This window comes from Brevibacterium sp. HMSC24B04 (assembly GCF_001806835.1).
In the GTDB taxonomy this organism is placed as follows: domain Bacteria; phylum Actinomycetota; class Actinomycetes; order Actinomycetales; family Brevibacteriaceae; genus Brevibacterium; species Brevibacterium ravenspurgense.
In genome coordinates this window covers 39,653-63,794 of record NZ_KV786091.1, presented here as the reverse complement: position 1 = coordinate 63,794, position 24,142 = coordinate 39,653, and the positions used below count along the sequence as shown (strand labels likewise).

General features: G+C 64.3%; 21 protein-coding genes. 8 read left to right on the top strand and 13 right to left on the bottom strand.

Translation table 11 applies throughout. The annotated features are described in order from the left end of the window. Positions 1 to 68: 68 nt before the first annotated feature. From HMPREF3092_RS06465 to HMPREF3092_RS06445, 5 genes are all read right to left on the bottom strand, one after another. A complete protein-coding gene (locus HMPREF3092_RS06465; RefSeq protein ID WP_070424248.1) occupies positions 69 to 1,442 on the bottom strand; it encodes an NAD-dependent succinate-semialdehyde dehydrogenase in 1,374 nt (457 codons plus the stop codon). After that, a complete protein-coding gene (locus HMPREF3092_RS06460) occupies positions 1,443 to 2,822 on the bottom strand; it encodes an NAD-dependent succinate-semialdehyde dehydrogenase (protein WP_070424247.1) in 1,380 nt (459 codons plus the stop codon). Between the two features lie 71 nt (positions 2,823 to 2,893). Further along, positions 2,894 to 3,916, bottom strand: coding sequence for a DUF2891 family protein (locus HMPREF3092_RS06455; RefSeq protein ID WP_070424246.1), 1,023 nt, complete (start codon positions 3,914 to 3,916; stop codon positions 2,894 to 2,896). A 354-nt stretch (positions 3,917 to 4,270) separates the two neighbouring features. Beyond that, complete coding sequence (purL, locus tag HMPREF3092_RS06450; protein ID WP_070424257.1) at positions 4,271 to 6,592, bottom strand: phosphoribosylformylglycinamidine synthase subunit PurL; 2,322 nt, start codon at positions 6,590 to 6,592, stop codon at positions 4,271 to 4,273. A gap of 159 nt (positions 6,593 to 6,751) precedes the next feature. Continuing rightward, a complete protein-coding gene (locus tag HMPREF3092_RS06445; protein WP_070424245.1) occupies positions 6,752 to 7,576 on the bottom strand; it encodes an acyl-CoA thioesterase domain-containing protein in 825 nt (274 codons plus the stop codon). A gap of 131 nt (positions 7,577 to 7,707) precedes the next feature. On the opposite strand from HMPREF3092_RS06445, the gene HMPREF3092_RS06440 reads away from it, so the two are divergent. Then, entirely contained in the window at positions 7,708 to 8,598 is an 891-nt protein-coding gene (locus HMPREF3092_RS06440; RefSeq protein ID WP_061941579.1) for an oxygen-dependent tRNA uridine(34) hydroxylase TrhO, read from the top strand. A gap of 44 nt (positions 8,599 to 8,642) precedes the next feature. Here HMPREF3092_RS06440 and HMPREF3092_RS06435 read toward each other — a convergent pair whose 3' ends face one another. The 7 genes from HMPREF3092_RS06435 to purD form a co-directional block, all read right to left on the bottom strand. Continuing rightward, entirely contained in the window at positions 8,643 to 10,262 is a 1,620-nt protein-coding gene (locus HMPREF3092_RS06435; protein ID WP_070424244.1) for a long-chain-fatty-acid--CoA ligase, read from the bottom strand. Positions 10,263 to 10,388: 126 nt separating this feature from the next. Further along, on the bottom strand, positions 10,389 to 12,479 hold the full coding sequence (locus tag HMPREF3092_RS06430; protein ID WP_070424243.1) for a S9 family peptidase: 2,091 nt from the start codon (positions 12,477 to 12,479) through the stop codon (positions 10,389 to 10,391). Positions 12,480 to 12,592: 113 nt separating this feature from the next. After that, positions 12,593 to 13,633, bottom strand: a complete 1,041-nt coding sequence (locus tag HMPREF3092_RS06425) for a DUF6882 domain-containing protein (RefSeq protein ID WP_070424242.1) — start codon at positions 13,631 to 13,633, stop codon at positions 12,593 to 12,595. A gap of 4 nt (positions 13,634 to 13,637) precedes the next feature. Next, a complete protein-coding gene (gene purQ / locus HMPREF3092_RS06420) occupies positions 13,638 to 14,378 on the bottom strand; it encodes a phosphoribosylformylglycinamidine synthase subunit PurQ (RefSeq protein ID WP_070424256.1) in 741 nt (246 codons plus the stop codon). Between the two features lie 38 nt (positions 14,379 to 14,416). Further along, positions 14,417 to 14,674, bottom strand: coding sequence for a phosphoribosylformylglycinamidine synthase subunit PurS (gene purS, locus HMPREF3092_RS06415; RefSeq protein WP_019175884.1), 258 nt, complete (start codon positions 14,672 to 14,674; stop codon positions 14,417 to 14,419). A 66-nt stretch (positions 14,675 to 14,740) separates the two neighbouring features. After that, positions 14,741 to 15,664, bottom strand: coding sequence for a phosphoribosylaminoimidazolesuccinocarboxamide synthase (locus HMPREF3092_RS06410; protein WP_070424241.1), 924 nt, complete (start codon positions 15,662 to 15,664; stop codon positions 14,741 to 14,743). Next, positions 15,661 to 16,950, bottom strand: coding sequence for a phosphoribosylamine--glycine ligase (gene purD / locus HMPREF3092_RS06405; protein ID WP_070424240.1), 1,290 nt, complete (start codon positions 16,948 to 16,950; stop codon positions 15,661 to 15,663). The genes HMPREF3092_RS06410 and purD overlap by 4 nt, the downstream gene beginning before the upstream one ends. A 74-nt stretch (positions 16,951 to 17,024) precedes the next feature. On the opposite strand from purD, the gene HMPREF3092_RS06400 reads away from it, so the two are divergent. The 5 genes from HMPREF3092_RS06400 to purM are packed head-to-tail and all read left to right on the top strand — an operon-like array spanning position 17,025 to position 21,728. After that, a complete protein-coding gene (locus HMPREF3092_RS06400) occupies positions 17,025 to 18,116 on the top strand; it encodes an asparaginase (RefSeq protein WP_070424239.1) in 1,092 nt (363 codons plus the stop codon). Positions 18,117 to 18,124: 8 nt separating this feature from the next. Beyond that, the gene (locus HMPREF3092_RS06395) at positions 18,125 to 18,508 is read left to right on the top strand and encodes a sterol carrier family protein (protein ID WP_070424238.1); all 384 of its coding nucleotides are present in this window, start codon (positions 18,125 to 18,127) and stop codon (positions 18,506 to 18,508) included. A 53-nt stretch (positions 18,509 to 18,561) separates the two neighbouring features. Next, the gene (locus HMPREF3092_RS11340) at positions 18,562 to 19,011 is read left to right on the top strand and encodes a hypothetical protein (protein WP_070424237.1); all 450 of its coding nucleotides are present in this window, start codon (positions 18,562 to 18,564) and stop codon (positions 19,009 to 19,011) included. A gap of 31 nt (positions 19,012 to 19,042) precedes the next feature. Continuing rightward, positions 19,043 to 20,554 carry an amidophosphoribosyltransferase gene (gene purF, locus HMPREF3092_RS06385; RefSeq protein WP_070424236.1) on the top strand — a complete coding sequence of 504 codons (1,512 nt, stop codon included), beginning with the start codon at positions 19,043 to 19,045 and terminating at the stop codon, positions 20,552 to 20,554. 1 nt (position 20,555) lies between these two features. Next, a complete protein-coding gene (gene purM / locus HMPREF3092_RS06380; protein WP_256174393.1) occupies positions 20,556 to 21,728 on the top strand; it encodes a phosphoribosylformylglycinamidine cyclo-ligase in 1,173 nt (390 codons plus the stop codon). Between the two features lie 131 nt (positions 21,729 to 21,859). Here the strand turns inward: purM and HMPREF3092_RS06375 are convergent, their stop codons facing one another. After that, on the bottom strand, positions 21,860 to 22,060 hold the full coding sequence (locus tag HMPREF3092_RS06375) for a DUF3073 domain-containing protein (protein WP_019175876.1): 201 nt from the start codon (positions 22,058 to 22,060) through the stop codon (positions 21,860 to 21,862). Positions 22,061 to 22,223: 163 nt separating this feature from the next. Between HMPREF3092_RS06375 and HMPREF3092_RS06370 the strand changes: the two genes are divergently transcribed. Beyond that, positions 22,224 to 23,042: a DUF8083 family protein gene (locus HMPREF3092_RS06370; RefSeq protein ID WP_070424235.1), complete on the top strand. Its 819-nt coding sequence runs from the start codon at positions 22,224 to 22,226 to the stop codon at positions 23,040 to 23,042. A 110-nt stretch (positions 23,043 to 23,152) separates the two neighbouring features. Next, positions 23,153 to 24,136, top strand: coding sequence for a methylenetetrahydrofolate reductase (locus HMPREF3092_RS06365; RefSeq protein ID WP_019175874.1), 984 nt, complete (start codon positions 23,153 to 23,155; stop codon positions 24,134 to 24,136). The last annotated feature ends 6 nt before the right edge of the window (positions 24,137 to 24,142 follow it).

Sequence of the window (24,142 nt, the reverse complement as noted above, 5' to 3'; positions counted from 1 at the left end):
CGCCTCGTCATAAAGTGACGAGGCGCCGCTTGGCTGAGGCTGCTGTGCTCAGTCGAGCTCAGCTTGCGTCAGTCGGCCACGTAGTAGAGGCGCTTGTTGACGAATTCGTCCATGCCGACGGGGCCGAGTTCACGACCGTAGCCGGAGCGCTTCACACCGCCGAACGGCAGGTATTCGGCGCCGGCCTTCGGGATGTTGACCGAAGCCATGCCCACGTCCAGCCGGTCGGAGACCTTCTGGGCGCGTTCGACGTCTTCGCTGAAGACCGTGCCGCCCAGACCGAACTGGGAGTTGTTGGCCAGTTCCAGCGCTTCTTCGTCAGAGGACACCGGGTAGGCCACGAGCACCGGACCGAAGAACTCTTCGTAGTAGATGTCCGAGCCCACCGGAATGTCGGTGATGACGGTCGGGGACACGTAAGCGCCCTCGTCGGAAATCTGCCCGCCGGTGCGGATGGTGGCACCGGCGTCCTTGGCGCGCAGAATCTGGTCGTAGAGGTTCTCGGCTGCTGCACGCGACGACAGCGGCATGTAGACGTTCGGGTCTTCGCTCGTGTAGTCGCCGGGGGTGGCAACTGAAGCCAGGCGGACCAGTTCGTCGACGAACTCTTCGTACATGTCGTCCATGACGATGATCCGCTTGTTCGAGTTGCACGCCTGGCCGGTGTTGAACAGGCGGGTTTTGTAGGCGAGCTGAGCCGAAGCCTTGACGTCGGAGGAGTCCAGCACGATGTACGGGTCCGAACCGCCGAGTTCGAGAACGGCCTTCTTCAGCGCCTTGCCGGCCTGAGCTGAGATCGCAGCGCCTGCGCGCTCCGAACCGGTCAGCGAAACACCGGCGATGCGGTCATCGGCAATGACCTTCGAAATCTGGTCGTGCTTGGCGTAGATGTTCTGGAAAACACCTTCCGGCACGCCGGCCTCAAGCATGATCTCTTCCATCACGCCTGCGGACTTTGCACAGATTTCGGCGTGCTTGAGAACTATCGCGTTGCCCAGCATGAGGTTGGGTGATGCGAAGCGAGCCACCTGGTAGTAGGGGAAGTTCCACGGCATGATGCCGAGGATGGTGCCGACCGGCTTGTGCTGCATGACAGCCTTGCCTCCGGGGGCATCCAGCGGAACATCCTTGGTGAACTCTGCGGCATTGTCGGCGTAGTACCGGTAGATCTTCGCGCAGTACTTGGCTTCGCCGATGGCCTCCGAGCGGCGCTTGCCCATTTCGACGCCGATGATTTCGGCGAGCTCTTCGGCGCGCTCGTCGTAGAGGTCGGCAACGCGGTGGACGACCTTCGCCCGTTCGCTCATGTCGAGCTCAGCCCATTCGCGCTGGGCCTTTTCAGCTTTTGCGAGAACTGCTTCGAGTTCGTCGTCGGTGATGGCCGGGAACGTTTCAACGGTCGCACCCGTGGCGGGGTTGATGACCTTGTAGTCCATGCTCATTCAGTCCTCCTTGGTGTAGAACAGGCGTTTGTTGACGAATTCGTCCATGCCGACGGGGCCGAGTTCACGGCCGTAGCCGGAGTTCTTCACACCGCCGAACGGCAGTGCGGCCGAATCGGTGTCGTAGGAGTTGATCTTGGCCATGCCCACGTGCAGGCGGCTGCCGACGGCTTCTGCCCGTGCGGTGTCGGTGCTGAACACGGTGCCGCCGAGGCCAAAGCGCGAATCGTTGGCAAGTTCCAGGGCCTCTTCGTCCGAGCTGACGCGGTACACCACAAGAACGGGGCCGAACAGCTCTTCGTAGTAGACATCCGAGCCCACGGGAACGTCGGTGACGACGGCGGGGCTGAAGTAGGCGCCGGGGCCGTCGGCGAGTTCGCCGCCGGTGCGGATGGTCGCGCCAGCCTCCTTGAGCTGCTCCATCTGCTTGGCGAGGTTCTCTGCCGCCCCGCGTGAAGACAGCGGCTGGTAGACGGTGGGGTCGTCGCTCGTGTAGTCGCCGGGCTTCATGTCTGAGGCCAGGCGGACCAGTTCGTCGACGAATTCGTCATAGGCGTCGTCCATGACGATCAGGCGCTTGTTGGAATCACACGCCTGACCCGTGTTGTACATGCGGGTGGCAAACGCGTCCTGCGCTGCCTTCTTCGCGTCCTCGGTGTCGAGAATGATGTACGGGTCAGAACCGCCAAGCTCAAGAACGGCCTTCTTCAGCGCCTTGCCGGCCTGTTCCGACACGATGGCGCCGGCGCGCTCCGAACCGGTGAGCGAAACACCGGCAATGCGGTCATCCGCAATGGCTTCGGCAATCTGGTCGTGGGAGGCACGCACGTTGACGTACACGCCTTCGGGCAGACCGGCTTCGCGGAAGATGTCTTCGATGATCTGCGCGGATTCGGGGCAGATTTCAGCGTGCTTGAGCACAATGCCGTTGCCCAGCATGAGGTTGGGCGCAGCAAAGCGAGCCACCTGGTAATAGGGGAAGTTCCACGGCATGATGCCCAGCAGAACGCCGATGGGGCGGCTCTGCAGGATGGCGGCGCCGTCCGGGGTGTCGAGTTTCTTGTCGGCTGCGAATTCAGCGCCGTTGTCGGCGTAGTAGTTGAGGATTTCAGCGGAGAACTGGGCTTCTTCTGCGCCTTCCGAGTGGCGCTTGCCCATTTCCTTTCCGATGATGTGGCCGAGTTCGTCAGCGCGTTCGTCGAACAGCTGAGCGGCCTTCTTCACAACGGCTGCGCGCTCTTCGATGGGGCGAGCGGCCCACTCCTTCTGGGCTTCGACAGCTGTGTCGAGTGCCTGGTTCAGCTGGGCGTCGGAGATGGTTTCGTATTCGGCTTTCACCTGGCCGTCTGCCGGGTTTGTCACCGCGTAGTTCGAGCTCATCGACCCTCCTTAGTCGTTCGAGGTCTCTGTTAGCCCTAACACTATCGGCACCCGGGAACATTCCGCTTAGCCTATTGCTGTGCTTCCCAGGCAAACGTTGCTATCCAGTGGGATGACATGTATTCGTCCGACACGGCGGCCTCGAGGCCCGGCGCCATAAGTGCGGGCACGGCAGAGCGCAGCTGTTCGGCGCGGGCCGTGTCGCCCCAGTCTGCGAAAACTGCCGCTATGCGGAAAAGAGAAGCGGCGACGGTCAGACCCAGACCGTAGAGGTGCGACTGGTGCCCATCCGTGGGGTTGAGCACTGTCAGCGGTGTCAGGACCTCGGAATCGGGGGAGAGCTCGGACAGGAACGCAGGCAACCAGGTCTCGAGTTCTTCGCTGCTGAGCACATCGAGCATGAGGTCGGCCTCGCAGAGTCCCGCGGACAGGAAGTCGTGACCGCTGCGCTCAAAGTGGAACGGCCACGCGCGGTCACCGGCGTAGAACCTGCGAGCCGCAGCATCGACGGCGCTGACGACGTCGTTGCGCTCAAGCGTGATTGCCGCCCGCCGGATTCGGCGCAGACCAAAGGCGGTGTTGGTGTGCAGGCCGTGGCGGACCGGCGCAGGCGCTGTATCCAGCCAGTTCAGTGTGAGGTCAAAAACTGCCTCAGCGAGCACAGCTGCATTTGCGGCAAGGGAATGCAGCCGAGGCAGGTGAGAGGTATGCAGGGCGGAGGCCAGTTGTGCCGCCCACGCCCAGCCGTAGGGACCTTCCCATGACGGATTGGCCCGCATGTACGCGGCCTCGACCTCGAGGTTCGCCGGGCTCAGGTGCTCCGTGAGGATCGTGAGTGCCTGCTGCGCCCACGGTGCGTCCAGACCCTCGGATTCATATTCGGCTGCCAATAGCTGAGTCAGCAGCCAGTGCATGTGCACACTGGAATGCCAGTCAAAGGAATTGCCGAACGCCGGGTGCATGTCCACCGGCTGCTTCAGGTCCGCATGGTCGCGCTGCACGTGGTGCGCGGCATACGGAAACTCGCGGGTGACGTTCTCAAGCGCCACCGCTGCCAACTGTTTTCTGCTGGGCAGTTGGTGTGGAAACAACATTCCACCAAGTTACCGTTCATTACTCTGCTGCGGCGTGCAAAAACTCCGGACTCTGCTGCGGTGTGCAAAAACTCGGGAGTTTTCTGCCGAATTGACCGAGTTTTTGCACTTGTGAGCAGAGCCCGGGGTTCGTGCCCGCTAGATCGGCTGAAACGCGCAGCGGCGTGTGCGGAATGCGGTCGCATACGCAGGGAAAACCCGCCAGCGAGCCTGTAGGTGCGATCATGTGTGTCTGCTGCGGCGTGCAAAAACTCCGGACTCTGCTGTGGCGTGCAAAAACTCGAGAGTTTTCTGCCGGATCAACCGAGTTTTTGCACTTGTGAGCAGAGTCCGGGGTTCTCCGGGGGGCCGAGATCAGCCGAAGTGCTTGAGCATGGTGCCCTTCGAGGTTTCCAGGAGCTCCTGCAGGCCGATGGTGAACTGGTCGACCACCTCGAGGCTCGCCTGGTTGTCTTCGCCGGCATCAGTCATGCCGATGCGCACGTGCGGGAAGTCCCGGGCGGTGCACATGTCGGTGAAGCGCACTTCTTCCGAACGCGGCACGGCGACGATTGCACGGGCTGCGGTTTCGGAGAACAGTGCGGTGAACAGGTCCACACCGTCGCGGTTGATGACTTCGTCCAGCCAGATGCGCGCGCCCATGCCGAAGCGCATAACCGATTCGGCCACAGCGATGGCCAGACCGCCCTCCGAAAGGTCGTGCGCGGTGTCGATCATGCCGTCGCGGCTGGCGTTGATGAGGATCTCGCCGAGTTCGCGTTCAGCTTCCGGCTTGAACTTAGGCGGCAGACCGCCCAGGTGGCCGTGGGCGACATCCGCCCAGGCCGAACCGCCGAAGTCCTCTTCTGTTTCGCCCAGCAGGTAGATGGCGTGGCCGGCACCCGTGAAGCCCGACGGGGTTGCGCGGGTGACGTCGTCGAAAACGCCCATGACGCCGACAACCGGGGTAGGCAGGATCGCGGTGTCGCCCGTCTGGTTGTACAGCGACACGTTGCCGCCGGTGACGGGAACGCCAAGAGCCTGGCAGCCCTTCGCGAGGCCCTCAATCGCGGTGGCCAGCTGCCACATGATTTCGGGATCTTCCGGCGAACCGAAGTTGAGGCAGTCGGTCACGGCCATCGGACGAGCGCCGGTGGTGGCGACGTTGCGGTAGGCCTCGGCCAGTGCCAGCTGAGCGCCGGTTGCCGGATCAAGGTAGGTGTAGCGGCCGTTGGCGTCGGTGGCCAGCGCAATGCCCAAGCCCGTTTCTTCGTCGACGCGGATGACACCAGCGTCGTCGGGGAATGCCAGAGCGGTGTTGCCCTGCACGTAGCGGTCGTACTGGTTGGTGACCCATTCCTTCGAGCACAGGTTGGGTGAGGCTATAAGCTCCAGCAGGGTCTGGCGCAGTTCGTCGCCGCTTTCGGGGCGGGACAGTCCTGCGGCCTCGACCGTGTTGGCTTGTGTTTCAGCCTGCCAGGACGGTTCGCTGTAGGGGCGTTCGTAGACCGGGCCGTCGTGGGCGACGGAGCGCGGAGGAACGTCGACGATGACGTCGCCGTGCCATTCGATGACCAGGCGGCCGGTGTCGGTGACTTCGCCGAGAACCGAGGTTTCGACTTCCCACTTGCCCACGATCTCCATGAATTCGTCGAGCTTCTCTGGCCGCACAACTGCCATCATGCGCTCCTGAGATTCCGACATGAGGATCTCTTCGGGCGTCAGCGTGGGGTCGCGCAGCAGGACGTCGTCCAGGGCGATGTGCATGCCGCCGTCGCCATTGGAGGCAAGTTCCGAGGTTGCACAGGAAATGCCGGCCGCACCGAGGTCCTGAATGCCCTCAACGGTGTCTGCGGCGAACAGTTCGAGGCAGCACTCGATGAGCACCTTTTCGCTGAACGGGTCACCGACCTGCACTGCGGGGCGCTTGGATTCGGAGCCCTCTTCGAAGCTTTCCGACGACAGGATGGAGGCACCGCCGATGCCGTCGCCGCCTGTGCGCGCACCGAACAGAACAACCTTGTTGCCGGCACCGGAGGCGTTCGCCAGGTGGATGTCGTCGTGTTTCATGATGCCGACGGCCAGCGCGTTGACCAGCGGGTTGCCCTGGTAGGCGGGGTCGAAGATGGTTTCGCCGCCGATGTTCGGCAGGCCGAGCGAGTTGGCGTAGCCGCCGATGCCGGCAACAGCGCCGTGGCACACGCGGGCGGTGTCCGGGTGGTCGATCGCACCGAAGCGCAGCTGGTCCATAACCGCGACCGGGCGTGCACCCATCGAGATGATGTCGCGGACAATGCCGCCGACACCGGTGGCGGCACCCTGGTAGGGCTCGACCATGGTCGGTGAGTTGTGGGACTCAACCTTGAACGTGACGGCCCAGTTCTGCCCGATGTCGACAACACCGGCGTTTTCGCCGATGGGCACGAGCATGTGCTTCTTCATGTCTTCGGTCAGGTATTCGCCGAACTTGCGCAGGTGCACCTTGGAGGACTTGTAGGAGCAGTGCTCCGACCACATGACGGAGTACATGGCCAGCTCTGCCGAGGTGGGACGACGCCCGAGCACTTCGCGGATTGCGTCGTACTCGTTTTCCTTCAGGCCGAGTGACGCCCAGTCCTGCTCGACATCCGGGTTGGCGGCCGCGTATTCGACGGTCTCCTTGACCTTTTTGTCGGCAGAGGGGTTCGTGGATGACATGCCTGTCGAGGTCCTCTCGTTGGTGCGCTCCACGCGCGTATCCGGGTGCGCGGGGATGACGGGGGATTCCGTGGTCATCCTACCGCGCGCGTACCCGCCTGCGGCACGCGGTCGATGGGCGTCGCACCGGGGTGCTCCGCAAAGCTCACGAGGTGCCGCTCAGCTGAGCGGGCGGATTGTCAGGGACTGTGTGACGACGGCAAAGGGGCCGTAGGCGTCGTGCCAGACGGTGTGGGTTGTGCCCAGGCCGGTGGGGCCGAAGCTGACACTGACATCCCCGGCCTGCCAGGGCAGGCCGACGGGGTCCTGGGGGACCGGCTGCGGCGTGATTCCCGGTACGGGAGTGTGGGGTTTGCGGATGTACGTGACGGTCAGTTCGACATTGGGGTACGCGACCTTCCGCGGATCTTCGCGGACGGACATGCCGTTGGCGGTGTCGAACAGTGCAGCAGACTTGGCGAACTGCGAGGTCGGTTCATCGGCAAGATCGGCTGAGGATGCCAGCCAGAAGTGCGCCCGCCCCGGCTCGAACTGGTGCCGGTACGCCCGCAGAGTGGTGATGTAGTCACCTGGCCACACGCTCGAACCAGCGAACTCTTCCATGTCCTCCAGCGGGGTGAGCGCAGGGAAAGGCGAGGCGGCAAGAGAAGCGGTCTCCACCTCGAGAGTCAGCCAGGCGCGAGCCCGCACAATGACCCGCCCGCCATAGGTGAGCAGCACTTCGACCAGTTCGATGGTCCGTCCCGGCCGCAGCACCTCGACGCTGTAGTCATACGTCGCAATCGGCACCACACCGTAGATGTCAAAGCTGATCCGAGAAACCTGCAGGTGGTCGTGACCGCGAGCCTGCGCATCAGATTCGATGATGTGGGTGATGAGGCCCAGCGTGGGCGAAATGTGCTGCTCTTCCGGGTTCCACGCTCCCGAGGTGTGCTGCGTGGCCGTGAAGCTGTGCGCGCCGTTGCGCTCGAAGAAAACGTCCATACGCGCATTGTGGCACGTGTCTCATACGTGGGGGCGGCTGACGGGACCTGGTGAGGCCCGGCCCTCGGGAGTGCGCCCGGCGGGTGGTGACCGGCGCCTCGGCAGTTGGGGCGCTCAATACAATTGAGGCTATGTCGGTGCAGAAAATCGTCCTCTTCTACGTATTCACCCCTCTAGCTGACCCAGAAGCCGTGCGGCTGTGGCAGCACGCGCTCGCCGAAGGGTGCGGGCTCAAGGGGCGCGTCATCATCTCCAAAGACGGCATCAACGCAACGCTCGGCGGGGACATTGACGACGTCAAAAAGTACGTGCGCATCACCAAGAGCTACGAACCGTTCAAAAAGGCCGACATCAAATGGTCCACCGGTCAGGGCGACGACTTCCCGCGCCTGTCAGTCAAAGTCCGGCCGGAGCTTGTCACATTTACAACGCCGGATGAAATCAAGGTCGATGCTGACGGTGTGATCGGCGGGGGAGAGCACCTCAAGCCGGGCGCCCTGCACAAGCTCATCGAAGAACGCGGCGACGACGTTGTGTTCTTTGACGGACGCAACGCAATGGAAGCCGAGATCGGGCGGTTCCGCGGTGCAATCGTGCCGGATGTCGAAACCACGCGGGATTTCATCGACGAAATCGAATCCGGCAAATACGACGAATACAAAGACCGCCCGGTCGTGACCTACTGCACCGGCGGCATCCGCTGCGAAGTGCTGTCGGTGCTCATGAAGAACCGCGGCTTCAACGAGGTCTACCAGCTGGACGGTGGGATCGTCCGCTACGGCGAAACCTACGGCAATTCAGGGCTGTGGGACGGTTCGCTGTACGTGTTCGACAAGCGTATGCACATGGAGTTCGGCTCTGGTGCTGAGTCGCTGGGCTCGTGCCTGGAGTGCGGCAAGCGCACGCCGAAGTTCGTCAACTGCGCCAATGAAAGCTGCCGCCAGCAGTTCCTGCGCTGTGAAGACTGCACCCGCGCCGGCCTGCACCCCACGTGCGGCAGCTGCGTGTCAGTCGGCATGTGAGGGTGCTGCCGCTGAGCCTGCCGTGCAGACGGCGGCGCTTCGCTTCACCCCTCCCTCAGCTGGACCTTGCTGATCTTGCCCGTTGATGTTTTGGGCAGTTCAGCCACGTAGCGGAACTCGCGCGGAACCTTGAACCCGGCAAGGCGTGCCCGCACGTGTGCCGTGAGCACCTCGTCTTCAAGCTCTGCCCCGTCGCGGGTGACGACGTAGGCGCGCGGGCGCTCGCCCCACCGCTCATCTGGCACGCCGACGACTGCGGCTTCGGCCACCAGGGGGTGCGAACCGATGGCGTGCTCAACTTCGATGGTCGAGATGTTCTCGCCGCCGGAGATGATGATGTCCTTCGCGCGATCCTTCAGTTCGACGTAGCCGTCGGCGTGCATGACACCGAGGTCGCCGGTGTGCAGCCAGCCGCCGGCAAAGGCCTTTGCTGTGGCTTCGGGGTTGCGGTAGTAGCCGGCCATGACGGTGTTGCCGCGCACCACGACCTCGCCGATCGTCGCCCCGTCGGCGGGCACATCGACCAGAAGCCCGTCGCTGTCGGTTTCGCGCTCGACAACGCGCAGTTCGCTCGAACCGATCTGCCCCACACCCTGCCGTGCCAGCAGTGCGGCACGGGTGTCGGCCGGCAGGTTCTTCCACTCGTCTTGTTCGTAGGCGACCGTGTAGGGGCCGGCGGTTTCAGTCATGCCGAAGGAGTGGGTGACGGAGAATCCGAGTGCCTCGACCTCGGCCAGTGTGCGCGGGTCCAGTGGCGCCCCGCCGCACGTGACGCGCAGCGTGTAGTTCAGCGGGTGGGCTTCTTCGGTTCCCAGCACAGTGCGCACGACGGTCGGTGCGCCGTTGAAGTGTGTGACTCGGTGGCGGTCGATGAGTTCCCAGATCTTGGGCCCGCGCACTGCGCGCAGGCACACCTGGGTGCTGCCGGCGGCCGTGAGCGCCCATACTCCGCACCAGCCGTTGCAGTGGAAGATCGGCAGGGTCCACAGGTAGACGCTGTCAGTGTCGAAGCGGGAGTGCAGCACCTGGTTGATCGCGTTTGTGTACGCCTGACGGTGGGTGACTACGACACCCTTGGGATTGCCCGTTGTGCCGGAGGTGTAGTTGATCACCAGCGGGTCGAGTTCGCTGTGGGGAGCCCACTGGAACTCACGAGGCGCCTGCCCGGTCGGGTCTGTCCACGGCTGCTGGGTCTGGGTCAGGAGGTCTGCGAGGTCGGTGAAGCCTTCGGGCAGATGTGCGGAGGGGTCTGCAGTGCGGTCGACGGCGATGGTCGCCACGGTGGTGAGTCCGCCGATGAGCGGTTGGACAACCGGGATGTATTCGGCGTCGATGACGAAGACCCGCGCACCGGAGTGTTCGAGGATGAACCGGATTTCTGCGCTGGTCAGGCGGATGTTCAGCGGTACGAGGACGGCACCTGCCAGCGGCACCGAGAACTGCGCGAGCGCCATTTCGAGGGTGTTCGGCGCCATGTAGGCCACCCGGTCGCCCGGACGGATGCCGAGGTCGGCGAGCAGCTGGGCTCGGTGCTGCGCATCTGCGGCGAGCTCGGCGAAAGTGCGCGTAGTTTCGCCGTCGATGACGGCTGTGCGGTTGGGGTAGACGCGGGCGCTGCGCTCAAGGAAGCTCAGCGGCGAAAGAGGTGTGTGCAGTCCAGTCATAGCTGCGACGCTTCCAGAGCTGAACGTGGTGAGGGGCTTAAGAGGTCACACAGTTTCACGGCCCGTCATACATGACGTATGTATGACGGGCCGTGAAGTGAAAATGACGTTGTGAGTCGGGGGCCCTCAGCCGAGTTCAGCTGCCGTCTGGGTTTCTTCGCCCAGCACGTGGTGGCGCAGGAAGTCGATGAACGTGCGGTACCAGACTTCGGCATTGCCGCGGCCCAAAATCCAGTGACCTTCATCGGGGAAGTACAGGAAGCGGTGCTGGGTCAGCCCGTCCGGCCCAGCCGGGGTCTTCGATTTGCGCAGCAGGTCAAACCACAGTTCCTGCCCCTGGCCGATCGGCACGCGGTAGTCCTTGTCGCCGTGGATGACAAGCATCGGGATTTCGATATCAGCCGCGTACAGGTGCGGTGAGTACTCCTTCGACTGACCGGCCATCGCATCGTTCCACGAAGAATTGTCGGTTGTCCGGCCCATGGATTCGGTGTTCCACAGGGATGCGTGAGTGACAGCGCACTTAAAGCGCGAACCCGTGTGCCCGGCCACCCAGTTGGTCATATAGCCGCCGTAGGACCCACCGGCAAAAGCTGTGCGCTCAGAGTCGATGTCAGCACGCTTTTCGGCCGCATCGGTCAAAGCCATGATGTCGGTGAACGGTGTGCCGCCCAGCTGCTGCTGACCGCGGGCAATCATGTTCTGGCCGTAGCCGGTGGAAATCGCGGGGTCCGGCAGCAGCACGGCAAAGCCGGAAGCCACAAACGGGGCGGGGTTCCACCTGTAGGTCCACGCGTTCCACGATCCCCACGGCCCGCCGTGGGCAAACACAACGAGCGGGTGCGGACCATCGCCTTCCGGCAGTGACAGCCAGGCGCGAATCTCGGTGCCGTCCTCAGCAGTCGCCGTGACCTCGTCAAGCCGCCCCGGCACCTCGACCGCTCCTGTCGGATTGGCAAGCTCGGTCACCTCGCCGCTGGCAGGGTCGATGGCAACCGGCTGCGGCGGAGTGTCAATGGAGGAGCGCAGGGCAACCACGCGGCCGTCGTGCACGGCGACTGCGGAAAACACGTACTTCTGTTCGGGCCCACCGGCCAGCCTGCGCGGGGCGGCATCGTTGAGCCCGCCAATCCACACGGAACCGCGGCCGTGGTCGTCGGAGGCCGCCACGAGTGTGCTGTCATCGAGCCACACAGCGTCGAACCACTGGTCGAACTCCGGCCACAGGGGCTGCTCGCCGCTCAAACCGCCGTCACCGTCGATCGTGTGCACGTGGGGGTGCGGGTGGAGGTCCTGGTCCGGCATCCACTCATCGACGTGTTCAATGACCACGCGCGCATCATCCGGGCTGAGAGCACCCAGCCAGCGTGAATCCGTTGGCTGCGATGTCAGCAGCTGTTGGGGTGCCTGCTTGCCCGTGAGGTCGACCCGGTGGATGCTCACCTGGTCGATGTGGTCCATGAGTGTGCGTCGCACCGATACGAGCGCCCACGTGCCGTCAGCGGATGCTTCCCAGCCGACCAGCGAGCCTTCCGGCATCTGCGGGTAGGTGAACTCAAGCAGGGGTGGGAGTTCGTCGCCGTCGCGCTTGTGGGCAAAGTCGTCCGAGGTGGAGCTCAGCTGGCTCAGATCCTGCGGCAGCTGTGCCACGGCCAGGCGATTGACGTGCGGCCCGAGGTCGGCATCCCACCGGCGGGTGGGGAACTCGGTGTGCAGGATGCCGGAGACTTTGGCGTCTGAGCGCTTCTTTACAAGCTCAGCGTGTTCTTCTTCGCTGCCCGCCTGAGAATGCACCGCCAGCTGTGCCACGAGCACACCGGGTCGAAGAGTGAGGCCGCCGAAACCGCCGGGGCGTGTGGCAATGCGGCGTGCTTCACCGCGGGTCGGCAATAGGAACAGGGCGGCGTCATCGGCTTCGTCGCCGTCGTCGCCGGCACGTTTGGCGGTGAAGAAGACGGAGCCGTCTTCGGCGATCGCGGTCGCTCCGATCGAGGCTGCTCCGCGGGTCAAACGCCGTGGCGACGGGTAGTCGGTGTTCGCATCGGCGGCGAGTTCAACCAGGTGTGTGGCGTAGGACTGGCCGTTTCCGTCCAGCGACTGCACCGAGGCCAACAGCGGGCCTCCGTCGCGGCGGCAGGTCAGCCCTCCGGTGCGCGGCGCATCGAGAAGTGACGTGAGGGTGGGGACGTATGCGGGGGAGTGAACTTCTTCGGTCATGCCGATACCCTACCGACGCAAAGTGACCCCGGACACATAGGGGTCCGCGTATAGAAAACCTCAGCTCAGCAGAGCAGCAATAGCGGCAGCGACCGCTCAGGCCGCCACCCGCGTCATCGACCGAAGAGCTTTCCGAAGAATCCCTTTTTCTTCTTCTTGGGCTGTTCCTCGACAGGGGTCTGCTCCGGTGCCTGCTGCTGGGCAGCCGGCTTGTCTTCTGCCGGTTCCCGAGGTGCCTCCGGCTGTTCGACAACCGGAGCCTTTTCGGTTTCTTCGGCTGCTGCGGCAGGCTTTTCTGCTGCAGGGCGTTCAGGCGTCGGCTCGTCGACTTCGCCGGCGCCCGTGTAGTGCTCGCCGAGTGCAGGCGCGGGCTTTTCGGTGCTCGGCTCTTCGGCAGGCTGTGCGGCGACGCTGAAGTCGACTTCGATCGGCACGGACTGCGCCGTGACCGGCTGTGCAGCAGCGAACTGTTCCTGCGCTTCGCCTTCCAGAGGCGCGTGCACCTGGCAGTTGGTCAGGCGGGACTGCTCGTCGAAGTCGGTGTCAGCCGAACCGTCGGCCAGCAGAATCCGCAGGCTGGACCCTTCTAGGGGAGCGGTGGCAAAACCGCGCAGGGCCGCGTAGTCCAGAAGCGCCCGCCTGTGGTCCGTGATGCCTCCGGACTTCACCCCGGCGGCCAGCGCCTTGACGACGGAGCGGATGGTCGGCTCGATGTCGCTGAAGCCCTGCACGTCGAGCAGGGTCCAGACGGTCATCGTGCCGGTCTTCAGCGGGTAGTGCACCCAGTGGCCGGTGATCCGCTTGGCCGCGATCACCAGGCTGAGAGCGTCGTCGTCACCGGCTTTGAACTCATCGAGCGTGAGGTTGTTGATGCCCTCGCGCTGACCGTAATCACGCACGGCTTTCGCGAGTTCGACAACGGGGCCGGAGAAATCGGAAAGCTCTGACCACGCCCACCGCCAGGTTCCGGAAACGGTGTCGGTGGAGCCCAGAAGGTGAACGTCGGCGTGCAGCTGGTCGCCGAAGACAATGTGTCCGCGCTGCAGGTCGACTTCCCATTCGCCGTTGGTCTGCGCCAGCAGCGCTTCAAAGGTCCTCTGGGCTTCGATCGATCCGAAAGCGGCCTGCTGCAGCAGGGTGGTCAGTTCACTCATAAGCTCATTTCTCCAGGACGGTCCGCAGTACCGACGTGAAGAATCCCTGACCGTCGACACCCTGGCGCATGCCGACTGCAGAATCCGGGCCGAACCCTGCTTCGACGGCGTGCTCGGGGTGCGGCATGAGTCCAGCGACGTTGCCGCGCTTGTTCGTCACACCTGCGATCAGGTCGATTGAGCCATTGGGGTTCGCGCCCACGTAGCGGGCGAGCACTTGGCCGTTGTCTTCGAGTTCCCGGATGGTCTCAGCGGGAGCCTGGAAGGAGCCCTCGCCGTTCTTCAACGGGATGGTGATCTTTTCGCCGGCTTCGTAGTCGCGGGTCCACGCTGTGTCCGCGTTGACTATTTCAAGTTCCTGGTCCTTGCAGATGAACTGCTGGGCGGAGTTGCGCACCAGCGCGCCGGGCAGCAGGCCTGCTTCACACAGAACCTGGAAGCCGTTGCAGATGCCCAGGACCGGCATGCCGTCTTCTGCCGCGGCGATGACGGAGTCCATGACGGGTGCGAAGCGGGCAATGGCACCGCAGCGCAGGTAGTCGCCGTAGCTGAAGCCGCCGGGCAGGATGACGGCGTCGACGTTCTTGAGGTCTGCATCCGCGTGCCACAGACTCACGGCCTGCGCCCCGGACAGCGTGACGGCACGAGCGGCGTCACGGTCGTCGAGCGTTCCGGGAAACGTGACAATGCCGATGCGCACGTTTTCGGCGCCTTCGAGCGTGGTGGTTGAGCGCTGCGCTCCGATGAGCGGGCCGCCGTTGGTGTAGGCGGTGCGGGTGGCGGTCACTTGGTGCCGTCCTCAGCGGGGTAGACGCCGACGACGTCTTCGATGATGGTGTTGGCCAGCAGCGTTTCGGCGGCCTTCTTCACCTGTTCGAGGACTTCGGGCGTGGGTTCGCCGTCGTGTTCAAGCTCAAAGCGCTTGCCCTGACGGACAGCGAAACCGGAGAATCCCAGACGGTCGAGTCCGGCTCCGATGGCCTTGCCCTGGGGATCGAGGATTTCGGGTTTCGGCATGACCTCGACGATGTAACGTGCCACCTGCGCTCCTTGGTGTTCTCCGGTGATGACGGCGCCATCATCTTAGCAACGAACAGGGTCTCCCAATCAGGCGCCGGCTGACTGTGCGGGGAAGGTGTCTCCCGTGATCCTTTCGAAGGCCTCGATGTAGCGTGCCGAGGTCTTCTCGATGATGTCCTGGGGCAGCTGCGGGGGCTGCTGACCGCTGTTCTTGTCCCAGCCCGAGGCGGGGCTTGTGAGCCAGTCGCGCACGAACTGCTTGTCAAAGCTCGCCTGCGACTTTCCGGGCTGGTAGGCGTGTGCGTCCCAAAACCGCGAAGAGTCCGGGGTGAGCACCTCGTCGCCCAGCACGATGTCACCCGCGTCATTGCGGCCGAACTCGAACTTCGTGTCGGCCAGGATGATTCCGCGCTCGCGGGCGATTTCCTCTGCCCGCGCGTACACCTTGAGCGTGAGCTGCCGCAGAGCCTCAGCGTCGTCTTCGCCGATCATGTCGGCGGACTTTTCAAAGGTGATGTTCTCGTCGTGCTCGCCGACTTCGGCCTTGGCCGCCGGCGTATAAATGGGTGCGTCCAGGCGATCGGACTCGCCGAGCCCATCGGGCAGCTCGACACCGCAGACCGCGCCGGTCTGCTTGTAATCGGCCAGCCCCGAACCGGTCAGGTAGCCGCGGGCCACACACTCGATGGGGAACATGGTCAGCGGTTCGCAGATGAGTCCGCGCCCGGCAACCTCAGCGGGCACATCGGCGGTCACCACGTGGTTGCCGACAATGTCCTTCAGCTGGTCGAACCACCACGTGGACAATCCGGTGAGGACTGCGCCCTTGTGGGGGATTTCGGATTCCAGAACGAAGTCGTACGCGGAGATCCGATCGGAGGCAACCATGAGCAGCGATGGGGCATCCGCAAGCGATTCAGCGCTTTCGGGTACGTAGAGGTCGCGGACTTTGCCGGAATAGACGTGCTTCCATCCGGGAACGACGGTGGCCTCAACCTGGTGGCCTGTCATCGGCTTCCTCCCTGCGGGATTGTGATGCGGTTTTCTTCTGCCAGCTGGGCAATGTCGGTGCGGTGGTGCTCACCGCGCCACTGGATGAGGCCCACGGCCTCATAAGCGCGGGCGCGGGCATCAGCAAGGTCCGCGCCAAGTGCGGTGACGGACAGCACGCGACCACCGCTGGTGGTCAGCTCTCCGTCCTCTGCGGTCGAGGTGCCGGCGTGGAACACGTGCACGTCTTCCAGGGCGTTCGCCTGGTCGATGCCGGTGATGACATCGCCCTTGGCGGGGCTGGCCGGGTAGTTCTCCGCGGCCATGACGACCGTGACGGCCGATTTGTCTGCCCACTCCAGCGGTGGCAGCTGCGCCAGTTCGCCGGTTGCAGCGGCGTGCAGGACAGTGCCAAGCGGGCTGGTCAGACGCTGCAGAACAGCCTGGGTTTCGGGATCGCCGAAGCGGGCGTTGAACTCGATGACCTCAATGCCGTTCTTCGTCAGCGCCAGACCGCAGTACAGCAGCCCCACGAACGGGGTTCCGCGGCGAGCCATTTCATCGACGACCGGCTGCGCGACCTGCGCAATGACATCCTCGACCAGGCCCTCGGGAGCCCAGGGCAGGGGAGTGTAAGCGCCCATGCCGCCCGTATTGGGGCCCTCGTCGCCGTTGAGTGCGCGCTTGAAGTCCTGCGCGGGAGCCAGCGGGACCGTCGTGGTGCCGTCGCACAGAACGAACAGCGACACCTCGGGACCGTCGAGGAAGTCCTCAATGACAACCCGGTCGGCCTCAGCCAGGCAGGCGCGGGCGTGTGCCAGAGCCTCGTCGCGATCAGACGTGACGACAACGCCCTTGCCGGCGGCCAGACCGTCGGCCTTGACGACGTGTGGGGCGCCGAAACGGTCAAAGGCCTCTTCGCACTCGGCCAGGGACGTCGCGGCGACCGACTGCGATGTGGGAACCCCGGCGGCGTCCATGATCTCCTTGGCAAAGGCCTTCGAACCTTCGAGCTCCGCGGCGGCAGCGTCGGGGCCGAAAACAGCGACCCCAGCTTCCCGCAGAGCATTGCCAACACCGGCGACCAGGGGCGCTTCGGGGCCGATGACCACAAGATCAACAGCAAGTTCCCGTGCGAGAGCCACGACCGCCTCGGGATCGGTCATCGCGACACTGCGAACTTCGCATTCCTGTGCCATCCCCGGGTTGCCGGGTGCCGCGTAGAGCGCGTCCACTCCCGGATCGGCGGCCAAACCAGTGACAAGGGCGTGTTCGCGGGCGCCCGAACCCAAAACCAAGACCTTCACACCGGCAGTTTAACGGCCTGCGCCACACGAACTCAGACGTGACCTCGCGCTGGCCTGCGCTTAGGGTGGAGCGCATGCAGACCTTCACCGCAGACAGCGCCGAAGAGCTCGCCGTCGTATCCCGTTCCGACTTCGTCGAATCGCGGCACATCGGCTCGGCGGTCATTGTGGACCCCAGCGGGGCCGTCGTCGCCTCGATTGGCGCACCGGAAGAGTCCGTGTTCGTCCGGTCATGCCTCAAACCGCTCCAGGCAATTGCGTGCATGGAGCTGGGTGTGCCTTTGTCCGGCGACGCCGCCGTTGTGGCAAGTGCCAGCCACCGGGCAGAATCCGACCACGTGTCGGTCGTGAAGAACATGCTGTCCTCGGTCAACCTCAGCGAAGACGACCTCCAGTGCCCTTCCTGCGCACCGGCTGACGCCGACAACCGTGCGGCCATGCGCATGAGCGGCATGGCCGAATCGCGCCTGTTCTTCAACTGCTCCGGCAAGCACGCTGCCTTCCTCATGGCGCAGAAGATCGCCGGAGGACGGCCGGAAGACTACCTGCGCCCCGATTCGCTCGTGCAGAAACAGGTCCGGAAGACAGTTGAAGAATTCTGCGGCGAAGCCCCCGCGGCCGCTGGCATCGACGGCTGCGGCGCCCCCGTATACGCGCTCAGCCTGCCGGGCCTGGCCCGCGGAATCGCCGCAGCGGCCTCCGGCAAAACCGAAAGCGCCCAGCAGCTTATGTCGGCTGTCCTGGCCAGCCCGTGGGCGATTGAAGGCCACGGCCGTGAAAACTCGGTCGTCATCGAACGGCTGGGCATCCTCGCCAAAAAGGGCGCCGAAGGAGTGTCCGTCATGGCAACACCGGACGGCTGGGCCGCCGCGGTGAAAGTGCTCGACGGATCATCCCGCCCAGCCTCACTCGTCGCCCTGCGCCTGCTCGCAGCCGCCGGCGCCGTCAACATGGAAGCAGCGCTTGGGGTTCTGTCCGATATCGCGCCGCGCGTCACCGGCGGAGCTGACGAACACGGCCGCGCACTCGACGCCGGTGAGATCCTGCCCGGCGCCGGTCTGCTCGCAGCCGAGTCAGCACTGACCGCAGTCCGCCCCGAGAACCCGGCCGGCACCTCGTCAGACAACCAGACAACGACCCAGGCAGACACAGCCGAACAGCACTGAGGAGCATCATGAGCATCCGCCGTCGCATCAACCCCGCAGAGGGCCGCCAAGCACTCGAAATCTGGCAGGAGTGGCGCAAACACCAAAGCGGTGACGTTGACAGGGGAACCCTTGCCACCGCCGTGCGCTACACCGTCGAGGAATTCGCTGAGCGCCACCCCGGCGGTGCGGTCGAAATCCGCATCCCGCCTTTTGCCGCAGCCCAGGCCATCGAAGGCCCCAAGCATTCCCGCGGAACACCCCCGAACGTCGTCGAGGTTCAGCCCGAGACCTGGCTCCTGTTGGTCACGGGTGAGGCTGACTTCGCTGACGAGGTGGAGGCCGGCCGGGTGGACGCCTCCGGCACCCGCTCTGACCTGAGCGAGCACCTGCCGCTTGGCGGCGTGCTCTAGAATCGTCTGCCGATCAGCAAACCGCTGAAGCTCAGCCGTCTGGAGAGAACCCGATGAAGAAATCCGCCCTCGTTTCGGTCCGCCGCGCCCCGAAGTACGGTGCCTTTGCCGCCGTCGGCGCGCTCGTCGGAGTCATCATCGCCGGAGTGCTGGCTTTCCTTCCGCTCAACATGGGAGATCTGAGCCAGGAATACAGCCGCGGTGCCGTCGTCGGCATGGGCGTTGTTCTGCTGGCCATCACCGGAGCCGTGCTCGGTGCTGGTGTCGCACTCGTCATGGACGCGGTTCTGCGCCGCAAGGCTCGCACCGTTGAGGTCACCGGCCACTACGAAGAGCAGGGCGGGGAAGAGGCCGACTCGGCAGAAGCCAGCCCGGCAGAAGCAGCCCCCGCTGCAGAAGACGAAGCAGCAGACGAAGCCGGCGGCACCTCGCTCGAAGTCAGCCCGGAAGAGCAGCAGGCCCAAACCGAGGCCGAACAGGCCCGCGAAGACGGCGAAGCCTGAGCCCGGCTCGGCGTGTGGAACAATAGCGAACGTGGCACGTGCAGATGGACACCTGACAGCTGTTGTTGACCCCGCCGACAAAGGCCAAGACGAATGCGGCGTCTTCGGCGTGTGGGCGCCCGGCGAAGAAGTTGCAAAGCTCAGCTATTTCGGCCTCTACGCCCTGCAGCACCGAGGGACACAATCAGCTGGCATCGCCGCCTCGAACGGCGAGCAGATCCTCGTTTTCCGCGACATGGGACTCGTCTCCCAGGTGTTTGACGAAAACGACCTCGAAACCCTTCCAGGGCACATGGCCATTGGCCACACCCGCTACTCAACAACCGGCGCGCACGCCTGGGAAAACGCCCAACCCACCCTGGGACCCACGGGCTACGGATCCGTCGCGCTGTGCCACAACGGCAACCTGACGAACTTCGACGAACTCCAGGCGCTCGCCGACGAGCGGCTGGACAAGCACCGCGAAGTCGTCGCGGCCCACAAGCAGAAGCGCCGCCGCACGCGCGCACACCGTGATTCGTCGTCGGACACATCGCTCATCACCGAACTGCTCGCATCCTCTGACGCCGACAACCTGACGGATGCAGCGCTGGGCCTCCTGCCGCAGATCAAGGGCGCTTTCAGCCTCGTCTTCATGGACGAAAACACCCTGTATGCCGCACGCGACCGCCACGGTGTGCGTCCGCTGGCTCTGGGCAAAATCGACCGCGGCTGGGTTGTGGCATCAGAAACTGCCGCGCTCGACATCGTGGGTGCTTCCTTCGTCCGCGAAATCCAGCCGGGTGAACTCATCGCAATCGACGAAGACGGCCTGCGCAGCCACCGCTTTGCCGAAGAAAAGGCAGCCCGGTGCGTCTTCGAGTACGTCTACCTGGCCCGCCCCGACAGCGTCATCAACGGCAAGACAGTGCACAGTTCGCGCGTCGAAATGGGCCGCCGCCTGGCCCGTGAGCACGCAGTTGACGCCGACCTCGTGATCGCCACGCCGGATTCCGGTACGCCAGCCGCGGTCGGCTATGCGGAAGAGTCCGGAATTCCGTTCGGCCAGGGGCTCATGAAGAACGCCTACGTCGGCCGCACGTTCATTCAGCCCTCCCAGACCATCCGCCAGCTGGGCATTCGCCTCAAACTCAACCCGGTGAAGGAGAACATCGAGGGCAAGCGCCTGGTGGTCGTAGACGACTCGATTGTCCGCGGCAACACGCAGCGTGCACTCATCCGCATGCTCCGCGAAGCGGGTGCCAAGGAAATCCACGTGCGCATCTCCGCACCGCCGGTCAAATGGCCGTGCTTCTTCGGCATCGACTTCGCCACGCGTGCCGAACTCATTGCCAACGGACTCGACACGGACGAAATCTGCCGCTCCCTCGGAGCAGATTCGCTCGGCTACATCAGCCTGGACGGCATGATCGAGGCAACCGAGCAGAACAGCAGTCAGCTGTGCACGGCCTGCTTCTCCGGTGACTACAAGATTCCGGTGCCGCCGGAAGCCGATCTTTCTGACAAAGAACTCTCTGGAACATCTGGAACAAAGGACAGCTGACATGACTCCGCCCAACTCCGCGACTGGCCCTCTGCACGGACCGGCTGCCTCCGCAGGCCGGGCGGACGAAGACGGCCACCGTCTGACCGAACGGCCCGAAACCACCTACGCTTCTGCCGGTGTTGACGTCGAGGCCGGCGACCGCGCGGTCGAACTCATGAAGTCGGCCGTGTCGGCAACCCACAACGCGAACGTCGTCGGAGGCGTCGGCGGCTTTGCCGGCATGTTCGACGCTTCTTTCCTCAAGGACTACGAACGTCCGCTGCTGGCCTCGTCAACTGACGGTGTGGGCACCAAGGTCGCGATTGCCCAGCAGATGAACATTCACGACACGATCGGCTGGGACCTCGTGGGCATGGTGGTCGACGACATCATCGTGGGCGGTGCCAAGCCGCTGTTCATGACCGACTACATTGCATGCGGCAAACTCGTTCCCGAACGGATCGCCGATATCGTCCGCGGCATTGCCGAAGCGTGCCGCGAAGCGGATGTTGCCCTGGTCGGCGGCGAAACCGCCGAACACCCGGGCCTGCTGGGTGAAGACGAATACGATGTGGCCGGTGCTGCAACCGGTGTCGTTGACGCCGCCGACATGCTCGGCGCGCAGAAGGTCCAAACCGGTGACGTCCTCATCGGCCTTCCCGCTTCCGGCCTGCACTCCAACGGGTACTCGCTCGTGCGCCGCATCATCGAAGACGCCGGCTGGGACCTGCATTCGCGCGTTGACGAATTCGGCCGCACCCTCGGCGAAGAACTCCTGGTGCCCACCCGCGTCTACACCGGTCAGCTGCTCGAACTGCTGGACAAACAGCCCGGTGCCGTGCACGCCATGTCGCACGTGACCGGCGGCGGCCTGTCCGCGAACATGGCCCGCGTCCTGCCGACCGGTTCGATCGGCATCATGCGCCGCGGCACGTGGGAAGTTCCCCCGGTGTTCAATGTGCTGGGCGACCTGGGCGGTGTGCCGCAGGCTGACCGCGAGCGCACCTGGAACATGGGCGTGGGAATGGTGCTCGTCGTCGATGCCGACCGCGTGGACGACGTCCTGGGCTCCTTCAGCGGTTCGTGGGTTCTGGGTGAAGTCGCCGAAGACAACGGTGAGCACTCATCTGACAGCTATTACGTCACCGGCGCCAAGGGCGTTGACGGTGGTGCGGCCATCCTCCTGGACTGATACGGCTCGGACCGGTGCCGCCTGACCTGGGCGGCACCTCGGCAGCAGCCGAAACAGGCCAGCAAGAACAGACAGAGGGGGCAGCCAGGCCAAGCTGGTTGCCCCCTCTGTCTGTGCAGACTCAGAGTCCGTCAGTCGTCGTCGGAATCGTAGTCTGCGTACTTCTCTGCGTATTCGGAGTAGTCAGGATCGTCGTCGTACTGGTCGTAGTCGTCCGATCCTGATTTGCCGGAAAGCTCCCGCTGAAGAGCGGAAAGGTCTGTTTCGGGGCTGTAGTACTTGAGTTTCCGGGCTACCTTGATCTGCTTTGCCTTAGCGCGGCCGCGACCCACAGGCGTCGACCCCCTCTTCGTCGATCCAGGGCACCCAAGATAGGCCCCGGTTTGAGTTTGTGTGCTTCAGTTCGGCGTCATTCTATCGGACCCCTATGCACTTTGCCATTTGAGACGGCCCATAAGACGATCGTGGGACCCGTGTGCGGCTAGGGTAGACGGTATGGCTTATGAGCGCAGGTATCAGGTTTGTCTGCGGGTTTTCGAACCGCTTGACGCACATCCGGAACTCGATGACTACCCCGTGTCGGACAACCGCTCCATGATCGAGGAGCTCGTTGCCGTCGATGCCGACGCGCGGCTGATCAGCTTTCCTCCCGACCCGGTTGCAGACTCCTACCGCGGCACCCCGATTTTCCTCACTGCCGAAGAGTGGGGTGACGGGATCACTCGGATCTGTCCCGTGCAGGACGATATTCGCTCGTGGCACGCTGTGGAGGCTCTGGCGGAGAACGTGTCGCGCGATGAGCTCGACATGCTCGTGCCGAAGTCGGCGCGCAGGCGCGCTGCCGCCAAACGGGTTGAGTGGATGCAAGACGATCCTGATGAGCGGGTGTTCACCCGCACCGCCGCCTGGGAGGTTTCCCCGGTGTGGTGGCTCGCCTTCGATCTTGATGCTGATCGGATCAGGATTGACGAGGCGGAAGACGGCTCCCAGCGCACCTTCATCAGGACGGACATTGTGGCTGCCTCTGCTCGCGTGGACTGGGCTTTGGCCGTGATCCGCGAGAAGTCGCGGCTGCGTGCCGTTGTCGAATCCACAGCACAGTTCGGCACGTGGCTGGAGACCTTTGATCCGAATGCGGTTCTTGAACTCGACCTGGGCGGCATGACGGGTGTGCTCGATCCCGTGCAGGCGCAGGACTACGTCGATTCGTGGGTCGACGCGCTTGATTCGGACGACTACGACAGCGCGGTCGCGGCGTTCAACCTGTACACGGAGGCCTGGGAGAAGCTGGGCCTGTTCTCACGTTCCAGCTGAGGCCCCCGCGCTCGGCGCGGCAACCTCGGCGTGTGACGGTTTCTGACTGTTCGCGGCGCTTTCGTGACGATCAATGAACGCCGCCGCGGTCAGATTTCTACCGTGTCCGTATGGAACACGCACACAGAAGCCGACAATCTGCATCCGCGCCCGCACTGGCCGAAGACTATGCGGCCGAGCAGCGGTTCCCGCGTCCCGTGCGGCCCGCGCTGTCTTTCGAGGTGATGCCCCCGCGCACGCGGCAGGCACGTCAGGTGTTGCCGGAGCTGATCGACACCCTCGAGTCCTACGGTCCCGATTACGTGGCGATCACATCGTCAGCGAAATCCGGTTGGGCACAGGGGACAGCGGACTTTGTGCGCGAACTGTCAGCAACCACCCGTCTTCGGCCTCTGGCACACCTGGCGTGTACGGCCGCTCCCACGGTGGAGCTGCTGGAATGGGTGGAGCGGTTCATCGACGCCGGCGTGCGCGGCTTCCTCGCTGTCCGCGGGGATTTAGCACCCGGGCAGGCCAGCCCGCCCGCAGGCCACCTGCCGCACGCGGATGCTCTTGTTGCTCGCGTGCGCCAGCTGGAAAGGCGAAGCGCCGCCCGCTTCTGCGGCGGCGGACTGTCCCTCGGAGTTGCCGCCTATCCGTCGGGCCACCCCGAGTCGAGCGGGCCAGATGAAGATCTCGACGTTCTCGCCGCGAAACAGCGGGCTGGCGCGGACTTCGCGATCACCCAGCTGTTCTTCGACACCTCGGCCTACAGTCGGCTGGTGCGCGCGGCCCGCCTTGCCGGCGTCACTATGCCGATCATTCCCGGGATCCTGCCGATCACCTCGTCCGCCCGGCTGGAGAGAATGGCCCACCTGTCCGGCCTGGTACCGCCGCAGTGGCTGGGGGAGCAGCTGGAAGACGCCCGCTGTCCCGAACATGCCCGCGACATCGGCCTGACCGCCACTGTGGAACTCGCCCAGCGGGTCCTCGATGCGGGAGCCCCCGGCCTGCACTTCTACACCTTCAACGACCCGCGGACAACGGTCGAGGTGCTGGACCGTCTGGGCATCGACGCGATGGCTGCCAGTGCGGTCGGTCATGAAGCTGTGTGAAGCCGT

What these genes read in the sequence shown, in the direction of transcription:
- HMPREF3092_RS11340 (WP_070424237.1), top strand. Translation starts at nt 18,562, where the DNA reads ATGAAGAAATCCGCCCTCGTTTCGGTCCGCCGCGCCCCGAAGTACGGT.
- HMPREF3092_RS06435 (WP_070424244.1), bottom strand. Translation starts at nt 10,262, where the DNA reads ATGACTGGACTGCACACACCTCTTTCGCCGCTGAGCTTCCTTGAGCGC.
- HMPREF3092_RS06410 (WP_070424241.1), bottom strand. Translation starts at nt 15,664, where the DNA reads ATGACAGGCCACCAGGTTGAGGCCACCGTCGTTCCCGGATGGAAGCAC.
- HMPREF3092_RS06465 (WP_070424248.1), bottom strand. Translation starts at nt 1,442, where the DNA reads ATGAGCATGGACTACAAGGTCATCAACCCCGCCACGGGTGCGACCGTT.
- HMPREF3092_RS06430 (WP_070424243.1), bottom strand. Translation starts at nt 12,479, where the DNA reads ATGACCGAAGAAGTTCACTCCCCCGCATACGTCCCCACCCTCACGTCA.
- HMPREF3092_RS06365 (WP_019175874.1), top strand. Translation starts at nt 23,153, where the DNA reads ATGGAACACGCACACAGAAGCCGACAATCTGCATCCGCGCCCGCACTG.
- HMPREF3092_RS06460 (WP_070424247.1), bottom strand. Translation starts at nt 2,822, where the DNA reads ATGAGCTCGAACTACGCGGTGACAAACCCGGCAGACGGCCAGGTGAAA.
- purM (WP_256174393.1), top strand. Translation starts at nt 20,556, where the DNA reads ATGACTCCGCCCAACTCCGCGACTGGCCCTCTGCACGGACCGGCTGCC.
- HMPREF3092_RS06395 (WP_070424238.1), top strand. Translation starts at nt 18,125, where the DNA reads ATGAGCATCCGCCGTCGCATCAACCCCGCAGAGGGCCGCCAAGCACTC.
- HMPREF3092_RS06445 (WP_070424245.1), bottom strand. Translation starts at nt 7,576, where the DNA reads ATGGACGTTTTCTTCGAGCGCAACGGCGCGCACAGCTTCACGGCCACG.
- HMPREF3092_RS06440 (WP_061941579.1), top strand. Translation starts at nt 7,708, where the DNA reads ATGTCGGTGCAGAAAATCGTCCTCTTCTACGTATTCACCCCTCTAGCT.
- HMPREF3092_RS06425 (WP_070424242.1), bottom strand. Translation starts at nt 13,633, where the DNA reads ATGAGTGAACTGACCACCCTGCTGCAGCAGGCCGCTTTCGGATCGATC.
- HMPREF3092_RS06370 (WP_070424235.1), top strand. Translation starts at nt 22,224, where the DNA reads ATGGCTTATGAGCGCAGGTATCAGGTTTGTCTGCGGGTTTTCGAACCG.
- HMPREF3092_RS06400 (WP_070424239.1), top strand. Translation starts at nt 17,025, where the DNA reads ATGCAGACCTTCACCGCAGACAGCGCCGAAGAGCTCGCCGTCGTATCC.
- HMPREF3092_RS06455 (WP_070424246.1), bottom strand. Translation starts at nt 3,916, where the DNA reads ATGTTGTTTCCACACCAACTGCCCAGCAGAAAACAGTTGGCAGCGGTG.
- purL (WP_070424257.1), bottom strand. Translation starts at nt 6,592, where the DNA reads ATGTCATCCACGAACCCCTCTGCCGACAAAAAGGTCAAGGAGACCGTC.